This is a genomic window from Desulfovibrio sp. (assembly GCA_016208105.1).
Taxonomy (GTDB): Bacteria; Desulfobacterota; Desulfovibrionia; order Desulfovibrionales; family Desulfovibrionaceae; genus Fundidesulfovibrio.
Genome location: JACQYS010000019.1, coordinates 41291 through 66972, shown reverse-complemented (window position 1 = coordinate 66972; position 25682 = coordinate 41291). Strand labels below are relative to the sequence as shown.

Genomic DNA, 25682 nt, shown 5'->3' with positions numbered 1-25682 from the left:
GGGCGTGATGAATTGATGGAATACGCTATTATTAGCACATTCAGCTATGAAAAATGTGATCTAGATCACAAAAATATGGGAAGAATGGGCCGGAGAGGACGGAAGCCTCTCCGGCTAGAGAATGGAAGAACCTAGAAGCTTTAGCGGTAGTCGGGATTTTGTTCGGAGAGTCGTTTTTCCTGTTCGCGTTTTTCGTACTGAGCTTTTTGCAATTGAGCGTTTAAGGAGTGGTAGGCTTCATATGCCTTGGCCTTGGCATCTCGAAATGCTGCGGCCCGTTCAGCGGAGCCGTCCTCCAGAGCTTCCTTCTCAGCCAATTCGAAGCGGTAGTAAGCGTCCCGCTGAGTTTCAACTTTGTTCCTGAGCTCTTCCACGTAGCTGGTGGTAACCCTCTGCTGGGCTAAAACGGCTCCAGCAGGGCCAGGAACTGCGATGATGATGGTCATCGCGACAGCAAGGACAATTCGAATCATGACCCCTCCCTGGGACTTAGGTTCGTCAACTGAAGACGTAAAACAGAGCCCATAAGTTACATATAGCATTGAGGTGGTTTTTGGCAATAATGGAGAAAACAAAGCCTCCCGATGGGTTGTTCGAACTTAAGGATTCTAAAAGCAAATCGTATGCCTTGGCGAATTGTCTTTAATATTAAGTCTGTTGCTGGGCGTGTGAGTCCAGTAGGCAGGCAGCGGCCCTTTTCTGGGTGTGATATATCGGAATAATTGCGGCAGGGCCGAAGTCGTGGAAGGAGAAGAGCTGTCTAATCGGGCTGAGGTTCCGGTTCATTCCCGAAAGCATCGCACGAGGGGGGCAGGGCTCCGGAGGATGGAGCCGCGGTGGAGGTCCATCCGAATATGACTCGCTCAGGCCGGGCGCATAAGAACGCGCTCGCGCATGTCTTCGGGGGTAATGGTCTCGTACAGGTGATTCATGGCTCTGAAGCAATGGGAAATGTCGGTGTAGAGACTCAGCTGGTCCAGGCAGGCTTTCTTGATCTCGGAAATGAGCAGGGGGCCGGGATGGATGGTCCTTACCGCCCGGACAACGGATTCGGGGTGGTCGCAGAGAACCAGGTGTGCCGTGCCGAGCGTCGGAGTTGATTCAAAAAATGCACTGCGCTTGTCTTCAGGTTCGGCAAAGATGTTGAAGGCCACCTCCAATCCGCCAAAACCTTCGATGTCCAGCACCAGCACAGGGACCGCTTCTTCCACATAGACGCCACAGGTGAGGGCTCCGCTGGCAAAGCCGCGCACCTCGCCGGGGGAGATTCCACCATAGAAGAAGAAAACCTCGAATCCCCCACCGACCAACACGGGCGCGGGCCCCTCTCCCGCAGGCCGAATCCCAAGAGACTGGCCCAACTTCAGGTTCAGGGCGCTCACGCCTTGAGCCTTGGCTACTTGCCGCGCTTGGAAAGGTCCTGACGCAGCTTGGCCAGGTTGTCCTCGATGGGGTCTCCCTTCACTTTGAGCAGGGCCATCCCGTACATCAGGTCGAAGGGAATGATATTGTTGGCCTTGTCCTGATAGAGGCTGTTCATGGCATCCTTCACCATGTACGGCTGGTAAGGGAATTGAGCCAGAAAGCAATCCATAAAACTTTTCTGGGCATCCTGCGGGTTTTTGGCGCTATCCTGTCCGCCAAAGGTGACGTTCAGGCAGAGGATGCGAAAAGCCGTGGCGATACCTTCAACAAAGGAGATACGTTCCTTGTCTGTCATGGCGGTCCAGCGCTGGCCGAAATTGGTGACTTCACCATGTCCCTTAGCAGCTGCGGAAGGGGAGGAGGCAAGAGGCGTTGGGGTCTTGTCGCCGGATTTTTTCTGGGCCAGGGCCGGGACGGCCAGGGCGAGAATAAGGGCGAGAGCGATGAGCAAGGCTTTACGGGCCATGAGTGACTCCTTGTGAGTGGTTGGCCCCAGGGGGGCATGAGCGGTTTAGCCCCATGCGGGAAAAAATCAAGCCCCCGCCCCGCTTGTGACGGCCCTGGGGACGCGTTTGTCACCGACGCGGATAGTGACCTTCTCCTTGTCCAGGTATTCCAGCAGGGGGATGGCGAACTTGCGCGACAGCCCGGTCAGCTCCCTGAACTCCTGGGGGCCGAGTTCCCGGTTTGAGGAAAAGTACTCCAGCACTTTGGATTTAAGAGCTTCCAGAGCCGAGGTGGCAAAGTACATCTCTTCCTTGACCCGGGCCAGAAATCCCTGGTCCTGAAGGAGTTTGTACACAGGCTGGACGTCCTTGGGGCCAAGCCCCATCATCTCCAGAACATCCTTGTAGTTGGGAGGGGTCAGCCCCCCGACCTGATAGACCCCGAGAATCCTGGCGCGCAGATCCTCCTGGTCAGTCCCCAACAGAATTGTGTGGGCGGGCAGACGCAACAGCTCCAGATCCTGGGACAGACCGCCGGTCTTGAGCAGCCGCTCCAACAGGAAATGCATGAGCTTCGGTGGGTGTTTCTTCCCCCATGTGGAGGCCAGCTCTCCCCTTGCGACGCCCTGTTTGAGGGGCTCGCGCTTGTGAAAGGCCTCCATGTGTTGGATGAGGCTTAGTCCGAGCCCTTCCAAGACGTCGCCCAAGATCCATAGCTTGGCCTCCTTGTCCCAGAGGCTGGCCTGGCCCTTACCGGAAAAGCCCTGGAGGGTCTTGTCCAACTCGCGGCTTTCCAGGCCGGTAAGAACCATGAGTTCCGCGAAGCTGGCACCCACAGACCCACGCAGTTTAAGATGAAGGCGGATCACATCTTCTGTTGATGCCTGGGGCAAGGCGGCCAGATCGGCGAGTTCCGGGCCGTTGCGTTTGATGCGGCCAGCCAGGGGGGTGAGTATGGTCCCGCCCGCAACGGTACGAAGCGGGGAAAAGGCGCGCATGACGCATCGGTCGCCGCTTACGCCGGCCAGGGGAGATTCAAAACGGGCCTGGCACAGAGCGGTCTGGCCGGGTTCGAGCTTGTCCCGGTCCAGGAAATAGAGCCGGGCCATCACCTCGCGGGTTCCGTGGTGGAAATGGACCTCGCCGCGATGCCTGAGCGCCCTGGGGGAGGATGCCAGGCAGGTGATTTCCATGTTCCAGGCCAGACTTGGAAACAGGGTGCCTGCATGGGCGAGCACCTCGCCGCGCTCAACGTCCTCCACTTCCAGGCCGGAGACGTTCACCGCGGTGCGTTGCCCCGCCAGGGCCACATCGGAAGCGTTGCCATGCACCTGGAGGCCGCGCACCTTGGTTGGCTTGCCCGAGGGGAAAAGCATGGCTTCGTCACCAGTTTTAAGCTGCCCGGCTATGAGCGTGCCGGTCACTACGGTGCCGTGCCCCTTCATGGTGAAAACCCGGTCTATGGGCAGCCGGGCAAGGTCCGAGCGGCGCTTGGGGGTAAATTCAGCTGTTAGGCGGGCGAGTTCCGCCTTGAGCGCGTCAAGACCCTGGCCGGTGTGGGCGGATACCGGTATGAACGGGGCATCGGCTAGAAATGTCGGAGCCAGGAAGGTTTTGACGTCCTCGGTGACCAGGGACAGCCATTCTTCGTCAACTGCGTCCAGCTTGGTCAGCGCTACCACACCCTGCTTGATGCCTAAAAGGGTGCAGATCTCCAGGTGCTCGCGTGTCTGGGGCATGACGCCCTCGTCGGCCGCGATGACCAGGACCACGAAGTCGATGCCGGCCGCGCCGGCCACCATGTTCTTTACGAAACGCTCGTGCCCGGGAACGTCCACCACGCCAATGCGGTGGCCACCGAGCTCCATGAAGGCGAAGCCCAGCTCGATGGTAATGCCGCGCTTCTTTTCCTCGGACAGGCGGTCGCAGTCGATTCCTGTGAGGGCTTTGACGAGTGTGGTCTTGCCGTGGTCGATGTGACCGGCCGTGCCCATGATGACCGGCATGAATGACTCCAGACGGTTTGGATTGGCGCTCTAGCCTGTTGAAAAATTCCCGCTGGCGGTGTTGCAGCGCAAAAGCCAAACCTTCGCGTATGTCAAATACGCTTCAGCCTTGACTTTTTTCTACGCCTTGCCAGCAGGCTTTTTGAACAGGCTTAAGAAGACCGACTTTTGCACCAGGTTGTTAAGGCGCCGTTTCCAAGTATCGCCGGATGGGCGCGGTCTGTAAAGGGCCAGGAAGATTTATGCGACTATGGAGGATTGGCCCTGTTGCCGGCGTTTCACCATGAAATAGAGAAACTGCCTGGGAACAGCCTTGGAGTATTCAAGGTCCGTGGCATGGCGCTCGGCCAGTTCGTCTATGGTGCGGGTGACATCGGGCAGGTCGCCTTTGTAGTCATGGAAGGCCACCACTCCGCCTGGGCTCAGCCGGTTCCAGATCATGTTGAAATCACTCTGGACGTAGTCGGCCTGATGGTTGCCGTCGATAAAGGCGAAGGCGATTTTGGATGCGGGCAGGATGACTGCCTTGGAATCTCCTCGCAGGGTTCGGACGTTCAAGAGCCCCCGGGTGTTGTGCAGATAGAGAAGCCACTGCGAGGGAGCCCCTCTCTCGGCCAGCCACTCCTTGTAGAGTTCTTTCATCACGAAGCCCTGGTCCGTGGCGGTCTGATCGAAATCAAGATCAAACACATCGATGACGTGGAGGAGCTTGTTCCGGCATTCCTTGGACAGATAGTGCGAGAGCAACTGCGTACCTTCGCCGAACAAGGCGCCGATCTCCACAAAGTCCCCGGGAATATGGTGAACCTTGCGCCAGTGACAGAAATTGATGAGGTAATGGTACTTGTCCTGGGCGTGGGGTATGAGCATGGCGTCCTCCGTCTGGGACCAAATGCATGATTCGTGCCGCTTGTTCTCCTGTTTCATGCGGTTGGTATGGGAATTGCTCGGAGGGCTTTTGGGAAGGCGATCCGCATTACGAATCCAGAGGGAAGAAGGACATATTCGGATGCGGACACGCACCAGCCGGAGCCAATCTTGATGAAGGGTGTCGTTGGGAGAGTGGGACTGGATGCTGCGGATATGCCTGCTTTGCCCGACTTGGACAAGCTGGATGACGTGGCATTCGTGGAACGAGATCTCGCCTGTTGACTGAGCGATTATTTCGGCCGTGCGGTGCTCCCCTGAGAACCTGAGTGAACGGAATTTTGACACTTTCATTCTCGTTCCACTCAGTTGGAAAGGGTAAACCCGCGGGGTCGATACCGGGGATATGTGCCTGGTTCAGGCGGATAACGGGCCTGTGGTATGACAGGACATTTAAGTCGTGGTTCCGCTGGAGCGTTCGTGTGAGAGCGGGGCGCATACTTAAAAGGTTTGTCTTTCAGGAAGATTCGTTGGGAGCGACATGAAGGGTATCACACTGCTGGTCTACCGGCCTGATGTTTTTTTCACCGTGCCTCCCGGAGTGGCGCAGACTCCCCTTTGTCTGCCTGCAGACCCTTCTTCAGAGTGGTTGGAACGCCATAATGCTTTGCTGACGGATGATCCTGAAAAGGCGGACTGGATCGTATTCCCCTTGGAGTTTTGCCATTTCATCGCGCATTTCGGGTATGCCCGGTTGCGCGATTTTCTCAACACACTACCGTACTTTCAGACCTATGAGGGAAAGCACGTCTTCTACGATTCAGGGGACTTGGATAACCCGGTGGGGATCGAATCGGTGATCTTCAAGACCAGCCTCAGCCGCACCCGCCGGGACCCGAACGCTCTGGCCTTTCCCTATCCCGCTCATGATTTCGTCCGTAACGAGGCACCGGGGTTGGATTTTTCCAAGATTCGGCACGAAGTGAGCTTCACCGGCTCAATCCAACATGAGGTGCGTATCCCTCTTATGCGCTCCCTGGTGAGCGAACCGGGGCTCGACGCATTCGTCGAAACGCCCAGGGAGAGCGATGTCACCAAATCTTCATGGTATTACTTGCCGGAAGGGGAATCAAAACGCTCCATGGAAGCCCGGTACGTCCAGTCCCTGGTACGCAGCCTTGCGGTTATGAGCCCACGCGGGATCGGTCACATCTGCTTCCGGTTCTATGAAGCCATGTGCATGGGGCGAATCCCGGTGTTGGTGGACGACGACGGCTGCCTGCCCTTTGAAGACGAGATAGACTACGGAAGCTTTTCCCTGCGCATCCCCGAGTCCAGAGCGCATGAGGCTGGAAGCATCATCAAACAGTGGCTCCAGTCAAAAACTCCAAAGCAGCTCAAACTCATGTGCCTCCTGGCCAGGGAAACCTGGGAGCGACACTTCGACAACGACAAGCTCGCGGAACGGATGCTGCGTTCACTTCGAAAAATGCCCGAGCGTCGCCAAGGGGTTTGGATGACCAGGCCCCACGAAATCCGGTCCGAACTCGCACCAAAACGCTTGCGTCGTCCAGAGGCTCTGGCGCCGCTCGTGCTGGATCCGGATGGAGTAGGGCGCAACGGGCAATACTGGGTAAACCGGGGAATCCAGGCATTAAAGGACCCAACCCGGTCGGGCTGGATCACGGCAAACGGCATTCCGGGGCTTCTGCGATTTCAGGATATCGAAACAATTTACGAAGCCGGGAGCGCGCTGCCCCCCGACGGCGTGGCTGTTGTTCTCGGTGCTCGAGGGGAACTGTCTTCGGCGCTGATTGCCAGCGGGATGATTGGTTCACTGCGTCTGGACGCCATGGCCTACGTTCTGGGAGGCGCCTGCGACGAATCAGTGTTGGCTACAGCTGGGATTGAACACATGGTTCGCGTGTTACCCGAAGCACCGCGTGAAGGAGCAACGCTCTTTAGGGACAGGAGCGTTGATCTGTTGTTCATGGAAGCGACAGAGGACTCGGGACAAAATGAGGCGCTGGTCGAAGCTTGGGCAAGGACTCTCAAACCGAACGCACAGATATTGGTCAATACGCCGTTAGGGCTCTCCCAGTATCCTGTACGGCCTTCGGGTAACCCCGGAGCGTAGCCGAAGCGGAAATGGACGGCGTGTCACGTCATGTTTGAATCGAAACGAGGCGATCATATGGAACTTGGCGACCTGGCGATTCTGGGCGGCGGCATATGCGGCCTGTACATTGGTTCGGAGCTGGCGAAACGAGGGCGGGACTTCTCCCTCTTCGAGGCAGAGTCTGTTCCGGGCGGGCTGTCGAGAACGCTCCGTACAGGTCATTTCTCCTGGGACCTTGGAGTGCACGCCCTCTATGGCAAGGACCCCGCTTTCGCCGGGTACCTGCGTTCGCTTCCCATACGATACCAATCCTGCGACCGACAGGTGAAGATCTGCCATATCTCGAACGAGGGATTGCACCAATTGGACTACCCCTTCGAGAACGGCCTGCATCAGCTGCCGGATGACGACTGGGAGGACTGCGTTGTGGGCTATATGGAGTCCCGCGCCAACAACAAGGTGGATTTTAAAAGCCTCGAAGACTGGATTGTAAGGGGTCTTGGTTCGGGCATCGCCAGATGCTTCATGGTTCCATACAACAAGAAGATTTGGAACAGTCCGCTCGAAAGGATATCCCCCCGCCTCGTGTCCAACAAGATCGAACCGGAGCCCTTTGAAAAGGTGTTACGCGGCGCCATGGGCCAGAATTTCGTGGGACGTGCCTACCAGGCCAAGTTTCTCTACCCCAAGGGAGGTGTCCAGACCCTGGTGGATCACTATTACGAACTGGTAGGTCCGCATGCGCAAATGGATAAGGCGGTTTCCCGCATCGTCCCGGCGGAGGGAGGGCATGTGATCGAGTTCGTGGATGGCCAGGCTCGGGCCTTCAAACAGTTGATCTCCACCATCCCGCTGACGACCCTAATCGATTCCCTGCCCTACAGGGAACTGGCGCCTCTCAGGCGCGAGCTCAGGCACAACAATACGGTGTTCATCATGGTCGGGCTAAAAGATGGGCGCAGCTTCGCGAACTTCGACTCCTGTCACTGGGTATTCTTCGCGCACGATGAGGTATTCTACCGCATCACCATGATGCACAACTTCTCGGACGATTTCCCGGCCGCTGTGGTGGCCGAACATACCGCGAAGGACGGCCAGACGGCCGACCCGGCAGCCATCGCGGAGCAGGTGGTGCGGGATCTCCTGCGCCGTGGAGTGCTGCGCTCCATGGACGACATCAGGACCGTGGACGCGCACTACCAGGCCCACACATATCCCATCCCCACAGTGGGGCTGCACAGTCTGAAAACCTTCGCCAAAAAGTTCCTGGCGGGCAAGGGAATCCACCTGGTGGGCCGGAGCGGCGCGTGGGATTATCTCAACATCGACGGCGTTGTCGCCTCGGCTAACACTTTCCTGAATGAGTTCCGGCCTGACCAGCGCGGAGAAGTTCTCCTCGCGGCCGGGGGATGATGAAATAATGCCCCACAAGAGGTGGCCTGGGCGGGCGCGCTCATGTCTGAGTTCCTCAGAGCTGCCCCTCCGGCAAGTGGGACGCCAAACGGCCGCTGTCTGATGGCTGCAAAGAGAGCCCCGAGGCGAACATCGCGCCGGGGCTCTTCTCATGCTTGGGTTTGGATTCAGCTCAGCAGGAATGCCTGGTAGGCCTTGAGCGAAGCATAGAGATCGGCTTTGCTGCACAGCTCGAACGGGCTGTGCATGGAGAGCACGGGCGGGCCGAAATCGATGATGTCCATGCAGTGCTCGGCCAGGAACTTGGCCACGGTTCCGCCGCCACCCAGGTCCACCTTGCCAAGCTCAGCCATCTGCCAGGGCACCCCGGCCTTGTCCATGATCCCGCGGATCCAGGCCACGTATTCGAAGTGGGCGTCGCTTGCTCCCACCTTGCCCCGGTGCCCGGTAAACTTGTTGAAGGTGGGCCCGTGGCCCAAAAGGCACGCGTTCATCTTCTCGTGCACGTCCTGGTAGTCCGGGTCGAGCGCCGCGTTGACGTCGGCGGACACCGCCTTGGAGGCGTGAAAGATCTTGGACAGCCTTGTTCCCGGCTCCCAGGCGTCGACAAGGTCTTCCAGGCAGTGCTCAAAGTACCTGGAACGCGCGCCTGTGGCCCCCTCGGAGCCGATTTCCTCCTTGTCCCAGAAAAGAACGATCTGGGTGTGCTCGGGCTTGGGCGCGGCCAGGATGGCCTCAAGCCCGGCGAACACGCACAGCCGGTCGTCGTGGCCGTAGCCGCCGATGAGAGAGCCGTCCAGACCCACGAACCTGGCCGGGCCGGCCGGAACGGCCTGGAGCTCGGCGGAGTAGAGGTCCGTCTCGCTTATGCCGAAGCGCTCGTTGAGCAGGGTGAGCACCCGGTTCTTCACGCAGGCCTTGGAGTTGTTCTTCTTGGCGTCGATCTCCTCCTTGGAGGGAGCGTGGCCCATGATGATGTTGAGCTTTTCCGCCTCGAAGGCGTCGGAGAGCTTCTGCTCCATCTGCTTGTAGGCCAGGTGCGGCAACAGATCCGGAATGGTGAAGACCGGGTCGTCAGGTTCCTCGCCGATGCGAATCTCCACCACTGATCCGTCGGTCTTGGCCACCACCCCGTGCAGGGCCAGGGGTCTGGCCAGCCATTGGTGCTTGCGGATGCCGCCGTAGTAGTGGGTCTTGGCCTGGGAGACGTTGCAGTCCTCGTAGATGGGCCGCTGCTTGAGGTCCAGGCGCGGGGTGTCGGCGTGGGCGCCCAGCAGACGGAAACCCTTGGACAGAGGCCTTTTACCCTTGCGGGCAATGAACACGGTCTTGCCTTTGAATATCTTGAAGCAGGCGCTTCCGGAGAACTCTCCGTTGGTGTTCTCCTTGAATTTGGCTTCCAGCAGACGCTTCTTCACATAGGCGATGGTCTCGCGCTCGGTCTTGCAGACTGTTAGGAACTCCACATAGCGCTTGGCGAGTTCGTCCATGGCCTTGCGGTCCTTGGCGGACGAGTAAACCTCCCAGCAGCTTTTCGAGTCGTGTTCAAGGCAGTTCATCATATCTCCTTAGCAGTGATTCTTTAATGCAGCCTGGCCAAGGGCCGAAGCGACAAGAGCAAATTCGTCCCTGGAAAGCGTGCGCGGGTCCAGGCAGAAAAGGCCATCCTCGACCCGGCCGGTCAGGGGCGGGTCGGTATCCAATAGACGCATGCGCAGCTCGTCCACGGTGAGAGACGAATTCTTCGGATATAAGCATGCCAGCGTGGTAGGCAAATCCCTTTCCGGAAAAGCTCCGCCTCCAACACGCGAGGCACCGGCACGAAGCGAGATGTCGAAGTGCTCGCCTACCGTGCGCTTGAGTATTCTGGCCAGGCTTTTGGCCTTTTCGGCAAGCTCCTTCGGGGAGGCGCAGATCATTGCCAGCGTGGGCACTTCGCGCCGGGCCATCTCTGGATCCAGGTAGAGTCGCAGCACGGCCTCCAAGGCTGCCAGGGTCATCTTGTCGATACGCAGCGCCCGGGTGAGCTGGTTTTTCCGGATAATGTCCAGGTACTCGCGCTTGCCCACGATGATTCCGGCCTGGGGCCCGCCTAAAACCTTGTCGCCCGAGAAGGTGACCACGTCCGCGCCTGCGGCCACCACTTCGGGCACCATGGGCTCGCCGTGAAGCCCGGCCTGGGCGAAATCGTAGAGCGTGCCGCTGCCCAGGTCCTCTATGACCGGCAGGCCGCGCTCGTATCCCAGAGCGGCCAGCTCTTCCAGGGACACTTCCTTGGTGAAGCCGATGATCCGGAAATTCGATGTGTGCACCCGCATGAGCGCGGCTGTCTCGGGGCCGATGGCCGCCTCATAGTCGCGCAGGTGGGTGCGGTTGGTGGCGCCGACCTCGCGCAGGTTGGCCCCGCTTTTGGCCATGACCTCTGGCACCCGGAACGATCCGCCTATCTCCACCAGCTGCCCGCGCGAGACCACAACCTCGCGGCCCTTGCACAGGCTCTCCAGCACCAGGAGCACGGCAGCGGCGTTGTTGTTGACCACCAGGGCGGCCTCAGCACCGGTAAGCTTGCAGAGAAGCCCTTCCACATGGCTGTATCGGCTGCCACGCTGTCCGGTGGCGAGGTCGAACTCCAGGTTGGAGTAGTAACGGCAGGCGCTGGCCACTGCATCCACGGCGCACGGAGGCAGCACCGAACGGCCCAGGTTGGTGTGCACAACCACACCGGTGGCGTTCAGCACCCGGCGAAAGCGCGGGCGCACGTAGGCGCGCGTAAAGCAGGCGATACGCTGGGCGAGCGTCTCCCAGGCCAAGCGGGATTCATCGGTCTCGATCCCGGATTTGATCTCCTCGCGCAGCCCGTCCAGGAAGGCCTGGGCCGCTTCGCGGATGAGGGGCCTGGGCGCGGCGGCAAGAGCCGGGTCTCCGTCCAGGGAGGCGAGCACACGGTCCATGGAGGGCAGGAGTCGGTAGAGGGTGTTCACGCTGGATATCCTCTTAAAAGATACCGGGAACTAGCCCACATCAATGGGGATGGCAAATGGTGGGTGGAAGGGAATCCTCCGGCGGCCAAAGGGACCAGTCCCTTTGGAATCCCATATGGCTTCGCGTGAATCGCCGGATGTCCGATGAATCCCGCGAAGCTATCGCCGGGTCCAGGGGCTTACGGATCCTAGCCTCCGTTGGAGGCGTAGGAGCCGTTATGACCCTGTTGGTAGGCATCCCCCCTGGCAGGGTCCGGGGCTAAGCCCCGTTCCAACCTACCGCCTCTTCAACCACTGGGGCCTTAACTTGTATACCTCGGCCAGCAGATACAGCGATCCGCAGACCAGCACTACTCCGTCGCTTCCTTTCACCATGCGCAGAGCCTCGGCCATGTCGCGCACCGGCACGGCGCGTTCACCGATGCGCCCGGCCAGTTCCATCGGGTCCGAAGCCCGGCCCGGGGCATCGATGCCCGGCACGATGATGGTTCCGTCCGTCAGGGAACGGACCAGGGGGAGCATGGCATCTATGTCCTTGTCGCCCAGGCAGGCGAATACGACGGCCTGGGGTTTTATTTCCAGGTGGGACAGTGCGTGGATCAGACATTCCAGGCCCGGAAGGTTGTGGGCTCCGTCCAGTATGAAGGTAGGCCAGCCGGTGCTGGGAGGGATGATCTGGAGCCTGCCCGGAATGAAGGCTTCACGCGCGGCCAGATGCAGGGCTTTCGGACCGGCCGGAAGACAGTGCGTCTTGGCTAGGAGGTGATGAGCGGCAAGAGCCAATTTCAGGTTCTCAGCCTGGTGTGGTCCGGGCATGCCGGGCTGAGTGGGCCATACAGCTGCATCGGCGTCGGCAATGTCTCCCGCAAAATGCAAAGGGGCTCCAGTTTCTGCTGCCACGGTTTTGAGCTCCGCCATGACTTCGAGATTTTGGTCAGCGGTCACTGCTGGAACGCCTGGACGCATGGCGCGCGCCTTGTCCCGGGCGATGTCAGCCAGGGTGGGGCCCAATATGGCCTGGTGATCAAGGCCGATGGGGGCAATCACCGTGAGGTCGTGTCGCAGGGCGGTGGTGGCGTCGTGGGCTCCTCCGAGCCCGGCCTCGAAAACTGCCGCGGCGCAGCCGTGTTCGCGAAAGAGCCAGGCCGCCATGACCGTGAGCAGCTCGAAATAGGTGAGCCTGAACTCTGGCGAGCGGTCCTCGCTTGAGCGCAGCACCGCTTCGGCCGCCTCCAGCCAGGCGGTTTCAGGCAGCTCCCGGCCGTCGACCAGAATGCGCTCGCGCGGGCAAAGAAAATGAGGGGATGTGTACAGCCCGGTTTTCAACCCCGAAGTGGTGAGAATTTGCGCCAGAAACGTGGACGTTGACCCCTTGCCGTTGGTGCCGACCACCTGGATGCTCACGTCAGAAGCATGGGTGATTCCCAGGGCGCCGAGCGCCGAGGAGATGCGCTGTAGCCCCAGGTCCATGTGAAATAGGCCCAGGGAGTCAAGATACTCCAGGAAGCTGTTGAAGCTTTCAAAACGGCTTGAGGACAAAAAAACCTCCGTGATCGGCACAGGCGATGGGCCTGGATATGCCGGGAAATGGCCCGGGGCAAGAGCCCTGGCGTAACGTTCCTCCTTTGGCTATTGTCCAGGCTCTACAAGCAGGAGGCATTCATGGAACGCAGATTCTTCCTTCAACTCTCGGCCTGGGCCGCTGCGGCAAGCTTGGCCGGGTGGAGCTGCGCTGGAAGGCGGACTAACAAGTCTGAATCCGGCGGTTACGACGCCGTCATCATCGGCGCCGGCCTTGGTGGCCTGACGTGCGCAGCATACATGGCCAAGAACGGATTAAAACCGCTCGTTGTGGAACAGCACTCCGTTCCCGGCGGATACGCCACATCGTTCCCGCGACAGGCCGGGCAACGGGAGTTCACCTGCGAGGTGTCCCTGCACGCTTCGGCTTTGACCACTCCGGGCTCGCGCCAAATGCTTGAAGATCTGGGAATTATGAAAAAACTGGAGCTCGTGGAGCATCCTCATTCCTGGGTGTCCAGGTTCCCGGGTTTCTCAGTGAAAGTGCCGGCGAAAGTCGGGCTGGACGGTTTCGAGCGCCAGCTAGCGGGGCTTTTCCCTGGTGAACGGGCTGGCTTGAAGGAGTATTTCTCCATGTGGCGGGGAGTGGCCAGGGAGATGCACGAACTGTCCAAGGGATTGCCGCAGGCCCAAAAAGGCATGTTCCCCAAGCTGTTCCCAACGCTCTGGCTCATCAGGGACAAGACCATCGGGGATCTTGTGGACAGCCACATCCGGGACAAAAAGCTCAAGGCCGTACTCACCCAGAGCTGCGGCTATTACGGTCTTCCCCCCTCCAGACTGTCCGCATTCTACTACCTCTATCCCACTGCCGAGTACCTGGAGTACGGGGGGATGTATGTTAAGGGCACATCCCAGGCCCTTTCCGATGCCCTGGCAGCTTCGGTGAGGGAGTCGGGGGGAGAGGTTCTGCTCGACACGCTGGTGAAGGGTGTCCTCGTGGAAAACGGCCACGCTGTCGGTGTGAGAACCGGGGATGGGAAGGAGCACAGAGCCGGCGTGGTGGTGTGCAACGCAAGCGTTCCGAAGCTTTTCGGCGAATTGCTTCCGCCATCAGCGCGGGATGAGAAGGAAGTTGCCAGACTCGATGCTCTGGAGCCGAGCCCGGCAAGTTTCATCGTGTGGCTGGGGCTCGACCAGGACGTAACCAAGCGCTTTCCCGAACCCGAAGCGTCATTCTACGCCGGGACTGACATGGAGGCCAACTACAGGGCGGGCATGGCCTGCGATTTCGAGCGGTCGGGGTTTTCCATGATGCTCTACGACAACCTCGTTCCAGGGTTTTCTCCTCCAGGGTGCTCCAGCATCTGCCTGGTGGCGCTCTGCGGGTACGACCATTGGAAGCCGTTCGAGGCAGACTATCTGGCCGGGCGCAAAACAGCCTACCACGAGGAGAAGAAACGGCTGACGCAAATGCTGATCTACATGGCCGAGACCCGGGCAATCCCCGGGCTTTCCAAGATGATCGTCATGCGCGATTCGAGCACGCCGCTCACCAACGTTCGCTTCACCTTGAACCAGGGGGGAGCGATCTACGGCTACAACCAGACGGTGGGCAATTCCTTCATGAGTCGTCTGCCTAATAAGACGGGCATTAAGGGGCTGTATCTGGCAAGTGCCTGGGGCAACCCGGGGGGCGGGTTCACCGGGGCCATGTCCGGGGGAAAGAAGGCCTTCAAGGATGTGATGGAGAACGCCGGCTAGAGAGCCCCAGCATGGTCTGTCCCCGGTTGGGAGCTTAAGCCGGAGGGCAGAAAAGGACGGTATTTAGAAGTCGAAGGACTCTTCCTCGCGCATGAGGTGGTAGGAGTAGCCGTCCATGGCCAGATGGAGCTCTTCCTGGATTTGTTCGGAAAAGGGCGACTTCATGTGATAAATGTAAAGCTTGGGTCTGTAGGGCAGGTGCTCCAGTTCCTGGCGCAGAAGCCTGGGAGTGAGGTGTTTGGAAACCAATGCCAGCTCTTCCAGGTGGTTGGGGAAGGACGCCTCGGTGATGAGGTTCTTCACCATCACCGGCAGCGTGGCCAAGTATTCCCACCATCCTGGACTTTGACCGATGTCTCCGGTGTAGGCCAGGACCTCGTCGTCGCCCGTGCCCCACACTACGAATCCGCTGGCGAACTTGGCGTGGTTCACTGGACAGTTACTAAAGGTGAGTCCGCCTACGGAAATAGGGGTTCTGGATGGCATGGGCACATAGGTGAGCACCGGCGAGTTGGCCGGTATGACCGTGAAGTCCGGCCAGATGGTGTCGTTTAAGAGGTGCGTGGAAATGGCGTCCAGCACTTCGGGAAGTCCCCGGATGTTCACTGGAGGGCGGTTGTGGTGGCCGGAAAACTCGATGAGGTTGTCGGCCAGGAAAAGGATATCCTTGATGTGGTCGAGGTGCGGATGGGTGACGAAAATGTCCGTGATGGCGGCCTGTTCGTCGAGTGAAAGATTGGAGGTGACAGAACCAGCGTCCAGGAGAATGTGGTCGTTAATCAGAAAGGACGTGAGGTTGTGTCCGGGCAGATCCGAGCCGGAACAACCAAGGACGCGTAGCTTCATGTGCCCTCCAGGGGATTCGCTCATGGTTTTTGGGCCGGAAGGACTGTTTCTGTCAAGGCGGCGGACCGTTCTTGACCGGGCATGGGGCTTGAGCGTAGGAGGAATGCCCGCGCGCCAGTAGCTCAGGTGGATAGAGCAGCTGCCTTCTAAGCAGCCGGCCAGGGGTTCGAATCCCTTCTGGCGCGCCAAGTAACTTGAGGGGTTAGGCCTGTTGGCCTAACCCCTTTTTTACCCTGGATAACATTTTGGCCAACCATCCGAATTTACGTGTGATTTTCTGCTAACATTTAGCAGATGTGCGGCCCAGCGCCGGAAGCTACGGGTTGGGGGAGGGAATCAACCGATGACCTTTTGAATGCCATGAATGGGTGACGCAACTATAAGGCCAGGAAATAAAACAGCTTTTACTGGTTGGTATCACCCTTCACCCGGCAAAACGCGGCAAATAATTCAGAAAGAGGTGAGATACGATCATCTGGGATCGGTTTCCTTAACATGCAACACCCCTTGCAGATCAAAACATCACTTACATTTTGAATGACGACCTCTTTGCCCTCTTAAGCATGACAAGAACCCCATAGCCGTGTATATTCTCCATTGATTGGCCTCCAGCGACCACGCACGAGGGGGAACCATGGACTCATTGACCGATAAAATCTGGCACCACCTCGATTCCCTCAAGGTGGTCAATATTCTTGAATCTGAATCTGAAAAAGGCCTGGATTCCTTGGAGGTTAAGCGCCGAACCATGGAGTTTGGCCCTAACGCCATTAAGGGACGCAAAGGCAAAACCCCTCTCAAGCGGTTTTTGCTGCAATTCCACCAGCCACTGATTTACATCCTCATTGGCGCTGGCATCATCACTGCCGCCTTGGGAGAACCCGTCGACTCCCTTGTGATCATCGGAGTCGTGCTTATCAACGCAATTGTTGGCTACTTGCAGGAGGCCAAGGCTGCCGGGGCGCTCGAAGCGCTGGCCAAGTCTATGGTCACTGAAGCCACGGTGATGAGATCCTCAACAGTACAGCGCATCCCTGCGGCGGAGCTGGTGCCGGGCGATATTGTTTTGCTGCGCTCCGGGGACAAGGTTCCGGCCGACCTTCGCCTTCTTGCCTCCAAGAATCTCCAGGCGGACGAATCCGCCCTTACCGGCGAATCCCTTCCCGTGGAAAAGGACACCGCCCCGCTACCGCTGGGCACGGTACTGGCCGACCGCATAAACATGGCCTACGCCTCCACGCTGGTCACGTACGGACAGGCGACCGGCATAGTGGTTTCCATTGGCGAAGGCACGGAGATCGGCAGAATATCGAACCTCGTGTCCCAGGCGGACGAGCTTGCCACTCCCTTAACCCGGAAGATTGAGGAGTTCAGCACATTCCTGCTCTGGGCAATATTGGCTCTTGCCGGACTTACTTTCCTGGCGGGCGTCGTCAGGGGCGAAGCGGCCTCCGAGATGTTCATGGCTGCGGTGGCTCTGGCGGTGGGGGCCATTCCCGAAGGATTACCAGCGGCAGTGACCGTCATCCTGGCCATGGGAGTTTCGCGGATGGCGGCTCGCGGCGCGATCATCCGCAAGCTTCCCGCCGTGGAAACCCTGGGCGGAGCGACGCTGATCTGTTCGGACAAGACCGGCACCCTGACGCAAAACCAGATGACCGTGACTGACATTTTTGCCGGCGAGAAGACCTATGCGGTCAGCGGCTCGGGGTACTCCGTGGAAGGCCGCATTGAGGGTGTAGAAGTACTAAGCGAAGCGTTGGCTGAAACGCTCCTGGCCGGAATCCTCTGCAATGACACCCGCATCGATGCCATAGAGGGCGGACACACCGTCATCGGCGACCCGACCGAAGCCGCCCTCCTGGTTTCGGCCCATAAAGGGGGAATCGACCATGCCGAGGCGTCCAGGCGGCTGCCCCGGCAGGACACGCTGGCTTTCGAGTCGCAGCATCAGTACATGGCGACGCTTCATAGCCGCGAGGGGAACGATCCCGTGGCTTATGTCAAAGGGGCCGTGGAGGCGGTGTTAACCAGGGCATCGACGCGAATCGGAGCCGACGGAATGGCGTTGCCCCTCAACGCGCCTGCCGTTCAGAGAGAAGCGGAACTGATGGCCTCCAGAGGGCTGCGCGTTCTGGCCATGGCCCGCAAGCGCCTGGCCTCGGGGAGCATGACCGTGGGCCACCAGGACATCTCTTCCGGCCTCGAGTTTCTCGGATTGCAGGGTATGATCGATCCTCCAAGACCCGAAGCCCTGGCTGCGGTTTCCTCCTTCAGGAGAGCGGGCGTAAAGGTGAAGATGATCACCGGCGACCACGCCTTGACCGCCGCCGCGATCGGCGGTCTGCTGGGCCTTGGAGGTCAGACCTGCAAGACCCCGGCTACGTGCGATGTGCTGACCGGGGCGGGCATGGCGGAGATGCCGGACGCCGAGCTTACGGCAAGGGCGTTGGAAACGAGCATATTCGCGCGCGTGGATCCCGACCAGAAGCTCAGGCTCGTCATGGCCCTTCAAAGCCAAGGGGAGGTCGTGGCCATGACTGGAGACGGAGTCAACGATGCTCCGGCGCTCAGACAGGCCAACATCGGCGTGGCCATGGGACGGGGTGGGACCGAGGCCGCCAAGGAGGCCTCGGACATGATCCTCACCGACGACAACTTTGCGACCATTGAGGCGGCGGTGGAGGAAGGCCGTGGAGTGTACGACAACCTCCTGAAATTCATCGTCTGGACATTGCCGACAAACCTAGGAGAGGGGCTTGTCATCCTTGTAGCTGTCCTCTTGGGGACGGTCCTGCCTATTCTGCCAGTGCAGATTTTGTGGATCAACATGACAACCGCCGTGGCCCTCGGGCTAACCCTGGCCTTTGAACCCAAAGAACCGGGCCTGATGGAATTGCCGCCCCGGCGAACCGATCATCCGATCCTCGACAAGCGATTGGTTCTGCGCATCTTCCTGGTTAGCACGATCCTGCTGCTTGCCGCCTTTGGACTCTTCAAGTGGGAACTCGCGAGCACTAACAATGAGGCTCTGGCCAGGACCGTGGCCGTAAATGTGTTCGTGTTAGTGGAAGCGTTCTACCTGTTCAACAGCCGCTCCTTCACCCGCTCTCCCTTTGAGATTGGCTTTTGGACAAACAAGTGGCTGCTGGGTGGCTTCGCCCTGATGATGGTGCTGCAGGTCATGTTCACGTATCTCCCGGCCATGAACGCCATGTTCCATTCGGCCCCGGTCGGACTCATGAGCTGGGTCAAGGCGGCGGGAGTAGGCGTGATCGCCTATTTCGCGGTGGAGTTTGAAAAGCGGATCGAGCTAGCCTGACAAAGACTCGATTGATTGAAGCTGCTCCTGGTTCCTGAGGGGAATAGAGGGTTCCATGCTGACAACGTCGCGGTTTCATCTGCGCTTCTGGCCGGTATGGATTTCGGTTGGAGCGACGCTGCTTCTTTGGCTTTATTGCAAATGGCTTTATCAGGATTGGTTTGACGACGGATTCAAGTATGTGGCGAAGGCCGCATCCCTGAGCGCCACAACGCTCATGTGCTGGTGCATTATACTCTCTGCGCGTTTCAGGGTAGTGGAAGATCTTTTCCTGGGCATGGACAAAGTCTACCAGATTCATAAGCGGCTGGGGAAAGTCCTATGTCTGGTGATCGCTCTGCACCCCGTCTTTCTCGCAGCGCACAGGTTCCCGGATTTGTCCGCATTCCTTGCGTACTTTTCACCCGAGTTGAACTTCTCGGATCGCGACTCCCTCGGTAAAGACATCGGATTGGCCGCTATGATCCCGCTGTTCGCCCTGGTGGCGATCTCCCTGCGGCTCATCATGCGTTACGAACTGTGGAAACGCCTGCATGAGTGTCTCGGACCGGTCTTCATCTTGGTCATGATACACGTGTATATGGTCCATGCGGACGTAGCCCGCTACGCCCCCTTGCGAATTGTGTTCTGGGCCATGCTCCTGGCGGGTGCTGCCTCCTGGGTATACATCCGGTTTCTCTATAGACACCTCGGGCCTCGCCACGAGTATGCTATCGAAACAATTGAACCCGTGGGCGGAGCCAGGGAAATAACGCTGCGCCCCCTGGGAAAGCCAATGGATTTCAAGGCCAGCCAGTTTGTCTATCTAGTGATCCGCACTCCGCCCATTCCCCCGGAGCCCCATCCGTATTCCATCGCGTCCGGCTATTCGTCTGACGGTCGCTTCAAACTGGGCATCAAGGAGGTGGGTGACCACACGAGTTCACTTGTCCATCTTGCGCCTGGCGACAGGGCAGACGTGTATGGACCCTACGGAAGATTCAGTGAACCATTCTTCAGCCGAGGCAAGGACTGTGTTTTCATCGGGGGGGAATCGGCATCACCCCGTTCATCGGTATGTGGCATGTGGCGCTTCATTCGGAGGAGAGGATACGCACTGATGACATGGATCGAATCCTGAAGGCCAGGCATCCGGAGATTTCCAACGAGTGGAAGGCTCCCAGGATCACCCTCTTTTACATCTGCAAGAACCAAGAGGAAGCGAGTTTCGACGACGACATCCTGGCCCAGGTCGCATCCAGTCCGTTCGGCAACCTGAAGAATGCCAGGGAAGCCGGGTACGAATACGTGCTCCACGATCAGACCATGGGGCGCTTCACAGTCGCCAACATCAAGAACGCCTTAGGGGAGCAGTTTATCGAAAGGTTGTTTTTCCTGTGCGGACCGACCCCAATGTTAGATGCGCTCAGCATCCAGCTGATTCAAGAGGGTGTGTCGCCGATGGACATCATCATTGAGGATTTCAATCTGGTCTGACGCTGAGGCGACTCTCACGCTCCGTATCCCCTGCCTTGGCAAGGGCTGCGTCGAGGATGAGAAAGCTGTCTACGACACCCAGTACGCGCTCCCCTTCAAGGACCAGAAGGTATTCCCTGCGTCGCAGCACGAGCGTATCCATCGCCATGCCTATGGAAGCCTCCCGTGATATGGTTTCATCCGGGAAGGGCTTGCGAAGAATCTCTTGGACCGTGCACGAACGTGCCCTCTCCACCAAATTTCTTATGGAAATATGATCAGAGCCATAGTTCGTGATGAAAAGTTCCAGAATGCCCTTGGGCAAGGCCTTTTCCCGCATGTCTTCGTAAAAGCCGTCCTTTTGATACTTGGGTTCAAGCCCCCTGATGACGTCAACCATTCCAACAACGCCGACGGTGTCGCCTGATTCATCCATCACACGGACCAGCGCCGGGCCGGGGACGCCCAAGTTGCAAGCTCTCAGGGAGCTGGCGGTGGCCATCAACGTGCTGTCGGCCTTGACGGCGGCAAGCTCTTCAAGCGGGGTCATGGCAGACCAGACCGATATAGTATCCATTGTTTACTCCCATAATTACGTTGGGTGAAATTCCTGACGATTCGCAGATTCGCCCCGGTTTGGGAATGGGCCATTTAACTCAATGCCTTGCTCGGGGTCTTGTCGAGAATGCAAAGTAACAGCACCAGAACTTCCCTGAATTTTTTCTACTCCAGTCTCTTTTGATTGGCGAGGGTGTTCGGCCAGAAAGAGTGAAACTCCAGTTGGTTGGCAAAGGGTTTCACCCGGCCCCCTTTTTCAAGCGCCCGTAGTCAGAAACCTGCACCTGCCCGAACAGACTGGGAACAATGTCACCAAACCGGGTGGTGATATCACCCCATAAAAGGCGAGGGCTGAAAAAGAAGAAGGCCAGCTAGGGTATCCTAACTGGTCTTAATTCTGGGAAATTTGATGGTGGAACTGGACAGAGTCGAATCGACGACCTCTTGAATGCCATGAATGGGTGCCGCCGCAATTTTGTCCCATTCTGAGGACCTCTCGTGGATAACCTCTGGATAACCGATTGGTCCTGTGAATAACCGGTTTTGTCCAGAAAAAGTTATCCGAGCCATATTTTCATTAACTATTTCAAGGCATAGCCAGATAGAAGGCGGTTTTCTAAGCAGCTGGCCAGGGGTTCGAATCCCTTCTGGCGCGCCAATGAATTTAAGGGGTTAGGCCTGTTAGCCTGACCCCTTTTTCTTGTGTTTTTTATAATGTGTATGAATTCGCGGACTGTGGATCTTGAGCAGCGGTAAGTATCCGCTTGAGATCGTTGATTCGAGTTTGTACCATGGCGAAAAGCTTGACGAATGCGCGTGCCATTAATTTGCTTGGCAGAGCTTAACTGAGATCATGTAAACGCTTATTTTGAAACAGGGCTTGGATCGAGTGTCACGAAGAGTTGTCGCCTAGGTGGGGATGTCCATTTTGTTTGGGGGCTGCTGGTAGCGTATAGTCAGAATGCAAGTTTATATACTGTTCAACGGACTAGTTCATTTCCCTCGCGGCGTTCGTTAGCCCAAGATTCAATATGATTACGGATTAGTGTTCCCAATGCTCTAGAGTGGATTAGATCTATTGATGGGGGAAGATATCAAAGCGGATTAATCTTTGCACGCCTCTTTAAGTTGGGCTGAAATGTTACTTCTGTTCTTCAGCTTGACTCTTGCCTCATTGATCTATGCTCTAAGCCCATTTCACAGCCTTTCAACAGGAGATGAACTTGTTCCTGTGCTGGTTAGCACGCAGAGCATGAGCGTCTTCTACTGGGGGGCCGATCGCTTCGGGATGTTGCTTCCCCTGTTGACACGTTTTGTTCAGGATCCTTTGTGGAACTTAGTGTCGCAGAATTTTTTATGCGCTGTCATGGCTTTCTCTTCATTCTTCGCCGCATGCCGTTTCTTCTTCGGCCCTGGGAGCTGGCTGCTCGCGGGCGCACTGATGACACTTACCGCTTTGATATGGCCACCTGTGGAACCGATGGGGGCATATATGAGCATTGGGCAATCCTTCGCGCCTTCGGCTGCGATGTTGTTTGCCGGTTTGCTTGTATTGGGGCGCGGGTGGAGCGAGTCTTCGTGTCCTGATTCGGAGTAGGGCAGGTTGCTGGCCGGTTTAGTGCTCTTATGTGTGAGTTTCTGGGTGAACATAGGCATGTTCCTCACAGCGTTGCCGCTGGCTTTCGGAGCTTGTTCCCATGCGTCCAGTTCCAGTTCGAGTGGGTGGCGACGAACTCGCTCCACTCTCGTGGCGTTGGGGATTGTAGTATTGGCTTTGGCAGTGAATCTTACACTGAAGTTCTACTACGCTGAACAATTCTCTGCGCACGATTACAGTGTACTTCCTGTGTCGCTCTGGCCTGAAGCACTGGCACGCCTTGCTGCAAACTTTAAAATGGTTTTGTATTCCCATGCTGAGAAAAATATTTTCTTTGCATGTATCGCAGTTGCATCGTGTGCAACGTTCTTCGCGCCGTGGCGCGCCAAGATGGGGGGCGGCAGTCCTTGTGCTGCTCTATGGCGGGCATCTTTCCTCATCGGTCTTGCCGCCATAACAAACTATCTCTTCTATGGAACTAACTCGTGGGTACGTATCAATCATTATGAAGGGCGTTACCTTCTCATGGTTTATTTTCTGGCAACATGTCTTTTGTTCGGCGCGACTGCTGCCGCATTAAAACTCATTCTTGGCAGGGGAGTCCTGTTTGTAGGGTTGGCGCTCATTGCGCTCATTCCGTTTGTTTCCGTAAAGTCATATGGTTATCCTGCGATGGATATGTTTGAAATGGCATTGGAAAAACGATTTGGACCATTTGCCGATAAAGTGGTGGAATGCAGATGTACCCATGTGGCTGGAACATATTGGAAGGTATGGCCCGTAGTATTCTACTCCAACGTGAAGCTGTACCGGGCTGGTGGGGGTATGGTTTGGGGTGTGTCGTATCGTTCAGACAATACTGCAGGGTTGTGGATTGATCAGGTAAAAGACCCATGGCGTGTATGTGCCTTGCGAGGCGATCCTCAGGCTGATTCGTATATTACGCGGTTCGGATTGGCTCAGGCTGAGCGTGTGGAGATTGATGGCCCGTCGTTTGAACATTGAGCCGGGGCTGGCGCCCATCCCCTGACCTCAATTCTTGGGAAACGTGTCCGGAATCCAAAATGCAAAACGATGATTATTTGCGTTCCGCTCTGTGTGATCTGAAATGGCCGAACGTCGTGGGGCAGCACTGCAAGCTCAAAAGATTGGTAAGGCAGGCCTTGGAGCTTGCCCTGCGCGGAGCGGACGATTTGCCAGAAATGAGTGCGTTTTCTAGCAGAATGGTCTTTCGCGCCGTAACCACATTTCCTCGAATTCCCTCTATACTTGCAAGCTTGGCAATAGCCTCCGCAGCGTATGGCGTGCCCCAGGGGCGCTGGCTTCGAGAGGCTCATTGAGCGCAAAAACCGATGTGTTCAGGGCATGCCCAATAGTCGGCCATGAATGCTAAGCGTCAGATCCCGAGACGTGTTGGAGGGGTTCAGAATATGCAGTCCGTGCTCATCTTTTTTTTGGCACAGTTTCTTCCACTCCTGCTGGTCGCCACGGCGCTTTATGTGGCCTTTTCAGTGGCAGTGTGCTCCGCAGCCGCGGTTTTCCCCGGTGTTGAGTCCTACTTTGTCAGCAAAATCTCAAAAACGGTTCCCTTGTTTGCCATCTCCGCTATTCTAGTGACCCTTCGCTGGTACTAGGCGAGTTCGCCCCGTGAGTGCTGAGTTTTGAGCGCATCTTGATGCGGGGGAATGCTCAGGTGGCGATTTGGCAGACGATGGGTCCCGGCAGCGGCTGGTGTGCCTTGCACGCCGAATGTGCTCCATTATTGATCGCGGAAGGAAAGCGCCTTGCTTGCCAGGCTCTGGGCCGCCCTGGGGCTGAGGAAGCGCCTTCTGGCCATTGTTTCGCGTACTCCCTCAAGAAGCACTTCCGGGTCTTCGCGTTTGGTGACGTATCCACTGGCTCCGGCAATGAACGCCCACTGAATCGTTTCAGGGGCCTCGCTCATGGAATAGGCCAGGGCTGGAATCTTCAGTTCGCGGAGTGCCTCAAGCAGTTCAATGACATCCCCGTCTTTCCATTGAATATCCACGAGAGCTATCTCTGCTCCCGAACCAGGCAATAGCGCCAAAGCTTCAATCATATTCGCGGCTTCTACGCAGACAGTATAGCCGTTCTGGGTTAGAAGCAGGACCAGACCGCTGCGCACATCCTGATGGTGGTCCGCGATAAGTACGCGAGCTCCGCGGTGATCGTGTCTGGGCATCCGTTTCCTTGGGGAGGAATGCTACGTTTTGTGGCGGACGCTTTCGCCTGGGGGCGGGGCCACATGGCAGTGAGCCGCTCCAGAGCGCTTCGCTCCCTGGAGCGGCCTGTTTACGGAAAGGCTGTCAGTCCTTGATTTCAACGCGCAGAGAATACTCAGCGTTACCTCGTGTGCCTCCGACTATGATCTTGTACGTTCCGGCCTGAGGCAGGGCGCCCCGCCAGGAGGTGGCATCATCTTCCTCCCCTGCGCCGGGCAGGTAGTGTTCTCCTTTGCCTGGGATCCGCAATTGGAAAACGGCATTCTTCTCAGTGCTCGATATCTCAACCACCATGGTCTGGCTTGCCTTTGCTCCGACCAGATAGATGGCTCGCTCACCTCGAAGAACAGAACCCTTAACCGTAGCGCTTGTGGAGCCGGTTTGGAATTTGATGGCTTGGTTTTTTGCATGGGCATTTTCTGCAACGCTGAATACGAAGCACAGTAATATGGCAGCAATGACACGTAATTTGAATAAACACTTGCCGTTGGTCATCCTCTCATTCTCCAGCGGTAATTTGCTCATGATGAGATGCAAGCCGCACAAACTGGCAGTCTCCGGACATGGTGAACATATGACAATCACTTATTGAATTGTTTGCGACCAGTTCGCAACGCGGCAACGTTTTGCAGCGTGACAGCCGGCAGCATGTAAAATAATGCGTTGTACATTGTAAGTGCGGGAATACAAGTCTATTTACAAAGCTCAGTTATAAATTCAGTTAAGAATTTTTGTCCCATCTCTTGTCCATTGAATGAAACACCATTTGTCTTAATGCTTCCTCCTGGTTGCGGAGCAAATTGCATAAGAACACGATACCGTTTTCCTTGCCAGGTAACAATTCCTTCTGCATTGACGATGAGCGTACCATCGGTAGCTTTTCCGGATTCCCAGACGGGGTTCTCGAATGCTTCGTCAATGGATTCGCCTATGGATTTATATTTGCACTTATTAAATGTACCGTTTCTTATGAACGTTACAGCTTTATCGTAGGCGAAGCTGTTAGAAGCAAAAAGCAAGAAGCAGATGGCAGCGAGCGCAATTTTAACCCTCATGAACGTTTCCTCCTCGTTCTGGTTAGAAAATTTCAGGCAATGGAAAATACGTCATAGACTGACT

At 57.3% G+C, this 25682-nt stretch carries 20 protein-coding genes, 1 tRNA gene and 1 pseudogene; 8 read left to right on the top strand and 14 right to left on the bottom strand.

What is annotated here, in order from left to right; all coding sequences use genetic code 11:
- Nucleotides 1-140: 140 nt before the first annotated feature.
- The 5 genes from HY795_10160 to HY795_10140 form a co-directional block, all read right to left on the bottom strand.
- Nucleotides 141-473 (bottom strand): hypothetical protein, encoded by a 333-nt coding sequence (locus HY795_10160; GenBank protein MBI4805584.1) that lies wholly within the window; start codon nucleotides 471-473, stop codon nucleotides 141-143.
- A 390-nt stretch (nucleotides 474-863) separates the two neighbouring features.
- Nucleotides 864-1382: a hypothetical protein gene (locus HY795_10155; GenBank protein ID MBI4805583.1), complete on the bottom strand. Its 519-nt coding sequence runs from the start codon at nucleotides 1380-1382 to the stop codon at nucleotides 864-866.
- A 14-nt stretch (nucleotides 1383-1396) separates the two neighbouring features.
- Nucleotides 1397-1891, bottom strand: coding sequence for a hypothetical protein (locus HY795_10150; GenBank protein ID MBI4805582.1), 495 nt, complete (start codon nucleotides 1889-1891; stop codon nucleotides 1397-1399).
- Between the two features lie 66 nt (nucleotides 1892-1957).
- Nucleotides 1958-3877: a selenocysteine-specific translation elongation factor gene (gene selB, locus HY795_10145; protein ID MBI4805581.1), complete on the bottom strand. Its 1920-nt coding sequence runs from the start codon at nucleotides 3875-3877 to the stop codon at nucleotides 1958-1960.
- 240 nt (nucleotides 3878-4117) lie between these two features.
- Nucleotides 4118-4804, bottom strand: a complete 687-nt coding sequence (locus tag HY795_10140; protein MBI4805580.1) for a class I SAM-dependent methyltransferase — start codon at nucleotides 4802-4804, stop codon at nucleotides 4118-4120.
- A gap of 481 nt (nucleotides 4805-5285) precedes the next feature.
- On the opposite strand from HY795_10140, the gene HY795_10135 reads away from it, so the two are divergent.
- Nucleotides 5286-6881, top strand: a complete 1596-nt coding sequence (locus HY795_10135; protein ID MBI4805579.1) for an exostosin family protein — start codon at nucleotides 5286-5288, stop codon at nucleotides 6879-6881.
- Nucleotides 6882-6938: 57 nt separating this feature from the next.
- Nucleotides 6939-8276: an FAD-dependent oxidoreductase gene (locus HY795_10130; GenBank protein MBI4805578.1), complete on the top strand. Its 1338-nt coding sequence runs from the start codon at nucleotides 6939-6941 to the stop codon at nucleotides 8274-8276.
- 167 nt (nucleotides 8277-8443) lie between these two features.
- On the opposite strand, the gene HY795_10125 is transcribed toward HY795_10130, so the two are convergent.
- From HY795_10125 to HY795_10115, 3 genes are all read right to left on the bottom strand, one after another.
- On the bottom strand, nucleotides 8444-9838 hold the full coding sequence (locus HY795_10125) for an aminopeptidase (GenBank protein MBI4805577.1): 1395 nt from the start codon (nucleotides 9836-9838) through the stop codon (nucleotides 8444-8446).
- A gap of 6 nt (nucleotides 9839-9844) precedes the next feature.
- Nucleotides 9845-11257, bottom strand: a complete 1413-nt coding sequence (locus HY795_10120; GenBank protein ID MBI4805576.1) for an L-seryl-tRNA(Sec) selenium transferase — start codon at nucleotides 11255-11257, stop codon at nucleotides 9845-9847.
- Nucleotides 11258-11533: 276 nt separating this feature from the next.
- Entirely contained in the window at nucleotides 11534-12727 is a 1194-nt protein-coding gene (locus HY795_10115; protein MBI4805575.1) for a bifunctional folylpolyglutamate synthase/dihydrofolate synthase, read from the bottom strand.
- 192 nt (nucleotides 12728-12919) lie between these two features.
- On the opposite strand from HY795_10115, the gene HY795_10110 reads away from it, so the two are divergent.
- On the top strand, nucleotides 12920-14542 hold the full coding sequence (locus HY795_10110) for an NAD(P)/FAD-dependent oxidoreductase (GenBank protein MBI4805574.1): 1623 nt from the start codon (nucleotides 12920-12922) through the stop codon (nucleotides 14540-14542).
- A 63-nt stretch (nucleotides 14543-14605) separates the two neighbouring features.
- Here HY795_10110 and HY795_10105 read toward each other — a convergent pair whose 3' ends face one another.
- The gene (locus tag HY795_10105; GenBank protein ID MBI4805573.1) at nucleotides 14606-15388 is read right to left on the bottom strand and encodes a 3',5'-cyclic-nucleotide phosphodiesterase; all 783 of its coding nucleotides are present in this window, start codon (nucleotides 15386-15388) and stop codon (nucleotides 14606-14608) included.
- A 111-nt stretch (nucleotides 15389-15499) separates the two neighbouring features.
- Here HY795_10105 and HY795_10100 point away from each other — a divergent pair.
- From HY795_10100 to HY795_10090, 3 genes and pseudogenes are all read left to right on the top strand, one after another.
- A tRNA-Arg gene (locus HY795_10100) sits at nucleotides 15500-15576 on the top strand.
- A 446-nt stretch (nucleotides 15577-16022) separates the two neighbouring features.
- A complete protein-coding gene (locus HY795_10095) occupies nucleotides 16023-18710 on the top strand; it encodes a cation-transporting P-type ATPase (GenBank protein ID MBI4805572.1) in 2688 nt (895 codons plus the stop codon).
- A 55-nt stretch (nucleotides 18711-18765) separates the two neighbouring features.
- A pseudogene (locus tag HY795_10090) lies at nucleotides 18766-20186 on the top strand (ferric reductase-like transmembrane domain-containing protein).
- On the opposite strand, the gene HY795_10085 reads toward HY795_10090, so the two are convergent.
- Together HY795_10085 and HY795_10080 are read right to left on the bottom strand one after the other, a co-directional pair.
- Complete coding sequence (locus HY795_10085; protein ID MBI4805571.1) at nucleotides 20173-20742, bottom strand: hypothetical protein; 570 nt, start codon at nucleotides 20740-20742, stop codon at nucleotides 20173-20175. The pseudogene HY795_10090 and the gene HY795_10085 overlap by 14 nt on opposite strands.
- Before the next feature lie 1298 nt (nucleotides 20743-22040).
- Nucleotides 22041-22373 (bottom strand): hypothetical protein, encoded by a 333-nt coding sequence (locus tag HY795_10080; protein ID MBI4805570.1) that lies wholly within the window; start codon nucleotides 22371-22373, stop codon nucleotides 22041-22043.
- 130 nt (nucleotides 22374-22503) lie between these two features.
- On the opposite strand from HY795_10080, the gene HY795_10075 reads away from it, so the two are divergent.
- Together HY795_10075 and HY795_10070 are read left to right on the top strand one after the other, a co-directional pair.
- Nucleotides 22504-23325, top strand: a complete 822-nt coding sequence (locus HY795_10075) for a hypothetical protein (GenBank protein ID MBI4805569.1) — start codon at nucleotides 22504-22506, stop codon at nucleotides 23323-23325.
- Between the two features lie 425 nt (nucleotides 23326-23750).
- Nucleotides 23751-23954 (top strand): hypothetical protein, encoded by a 204-nt coding sequence (locus HY795_10070; protein ID MBI4805568.1) that lies wholly within the window; start codon nucleotides 23751-23753, stop codon nucleotides 23952-23954.
- Between the two features lie 125 nt (nucleotides 23955-24079).
- Here HY795_10070 and HY795_10065 read toward each other — a convergent pair whose 3' ends face one another.
- The 3 genes from HY795_10065 to HY795_10055 form a co-directional block, all read right to left on the bottom strand.
- Nucleotides 24080-24523, bottom strand: coding sequence for a response regulator transcription factor (locus HY795_10065; protein ID MBI4805567.1), 444 nt, complete (start codon nucleotides 24521-24523; stop codon nucleotides 24080-24082).
- 124 nt (nucleotides 24524-24647) lie between these two features.
- Nucleotides 24648-25058: a hypothetical protein gene (locus HY795_10060; GenBank protein ID MBI4805566.1), complete on the bottom strand. Its 411-nt coding sequence runs from the start codon at nucleotides 25056-25058 to the stop codon at nucleotides 24648-24650.
- A gap of 197 nt (nucleotides 25059-25255) precedes the next feature.
- Nucleotides 25256-25618, bottom strand: a complete 363-nt coding sequence (locus HY795_10055) for a hypothetical protein (protein MBI4805565.1) — start codon at nucleotides 25616-25618, stop codon at nucleotides 25256-25258.
- Nucleotides 25619-25682 lie beyond the last annotated feature (64 nt).

Coding starts and splice junctions, on each gene's coding strand:
- HY795_10125 (MBI4805577.1), bottom strand. CDS start 9,838: ATGATGAACTGCCTTGAACACGACTCGAAAAGCTGCTGGGAGGTTTAC.
- HY795_10085 (MBI4805571.1), bottom strand. CDS start 20,742: ATGGATACTATATCGGTCTGGTCTGCCATGACCCCGCTTGAAGAGCTT.
- HY795_10065 (MBI4805567.1), bottom strand. CDS start 24,523: ATGCCCAGACACGATCACCGCGGAGCTCGCGTACTTATCGCGGACCAC.
- HY795_10150 (MBI4805582.1), bottom strand. CDS start 1,891: ATGGCCCGTAAAGCCTTGCTCATCGCTCTCGCCCTTATTCTCGCCCTG.
- HY795_10115 (MBI4805575.1), bottom strand. CDS start 12,727: ATGGACCTGGGGCTACAGCGCATCTCCTCGGCGCTCGGCGCCCTGGGA.
- HY795_10140 (MBI4805580.1), bottom strand. CDS start 4,804: ATGAAACAGGAGAACAAGCGGCACGAATCATGCATTTGGTCCCAGACG.
- HY795_10135 (MBI4805579.1), top strand. CDS start 5,286: ATGAAGGGTATCACACTGCTGGTCTACCGGCCTGATGTTTTTTTCACC.
- HY795_10070 (MBI4805568.1), top strand. CDS start 23,751: ATGCAGTCCGTGCTCATCTTTTTTTTGGCACAGTTTCTTCCACTCCTG.
- HY795_10055 (MBI4805565.1), bottom strand. CDS start 25,618: ATGAGGGTTAAAATTGCGCTCGCTGCCATCTGCTTCTTGCTTTTTGCT.
- HY795_10160 (MBI4805584.1), bottom strand. CDS start 473: ATGATTCGAATTGTCCTTGCTGTCGCGATGACCATCATCATCGCAGTT.
- HY795_10095 (MBI4805572.1), top strand. CDS start 16,023: ATGGACTCATTGACCGATAAAATCTGGCACCACCTCGATTCCCTCAAG.
- HY795_10105 (MBI4805573.1), bottom strand. CDS start 15,388: ATGAAGCTACGCGTCCTTGGTTGTTCCGGCTCGGATCTGCCCGGACAC.
- HY795_10110 (MBI4805574.1), top strand. CDS start 12,920: ATGGAACGCAGATTCTTCCTTCAACTCTCGGCCTGGGCCGCTGCGGCA.
- selB (MBI4805581.1), bottom strand. CDS start 3,877: ATGCCGGTCATCATGGGCACGGCCGGTCACATCGACCACGGCAAGACC.
- HY795_10080 (MBI4805570.1), bottom strand. CDS start 22,373: ATGTTCACCCAGAAACTCACACATAAGAGCACTAAACCGGCCAGCAAC.
- HY795_10060 (MBI4805566.1), bottom strand. CDS start 25,058: ATGACCAACGGCAAGTGTTTATTCAAATTACGTGTCATTGCTGCCATA.
- HY795_10130 (MBI4805578.1), top strand. CDS start 6,939: ATGGAACTTGGCGACCTGGCGATTCTGGGCGGCGGCATATGCGGCCTG.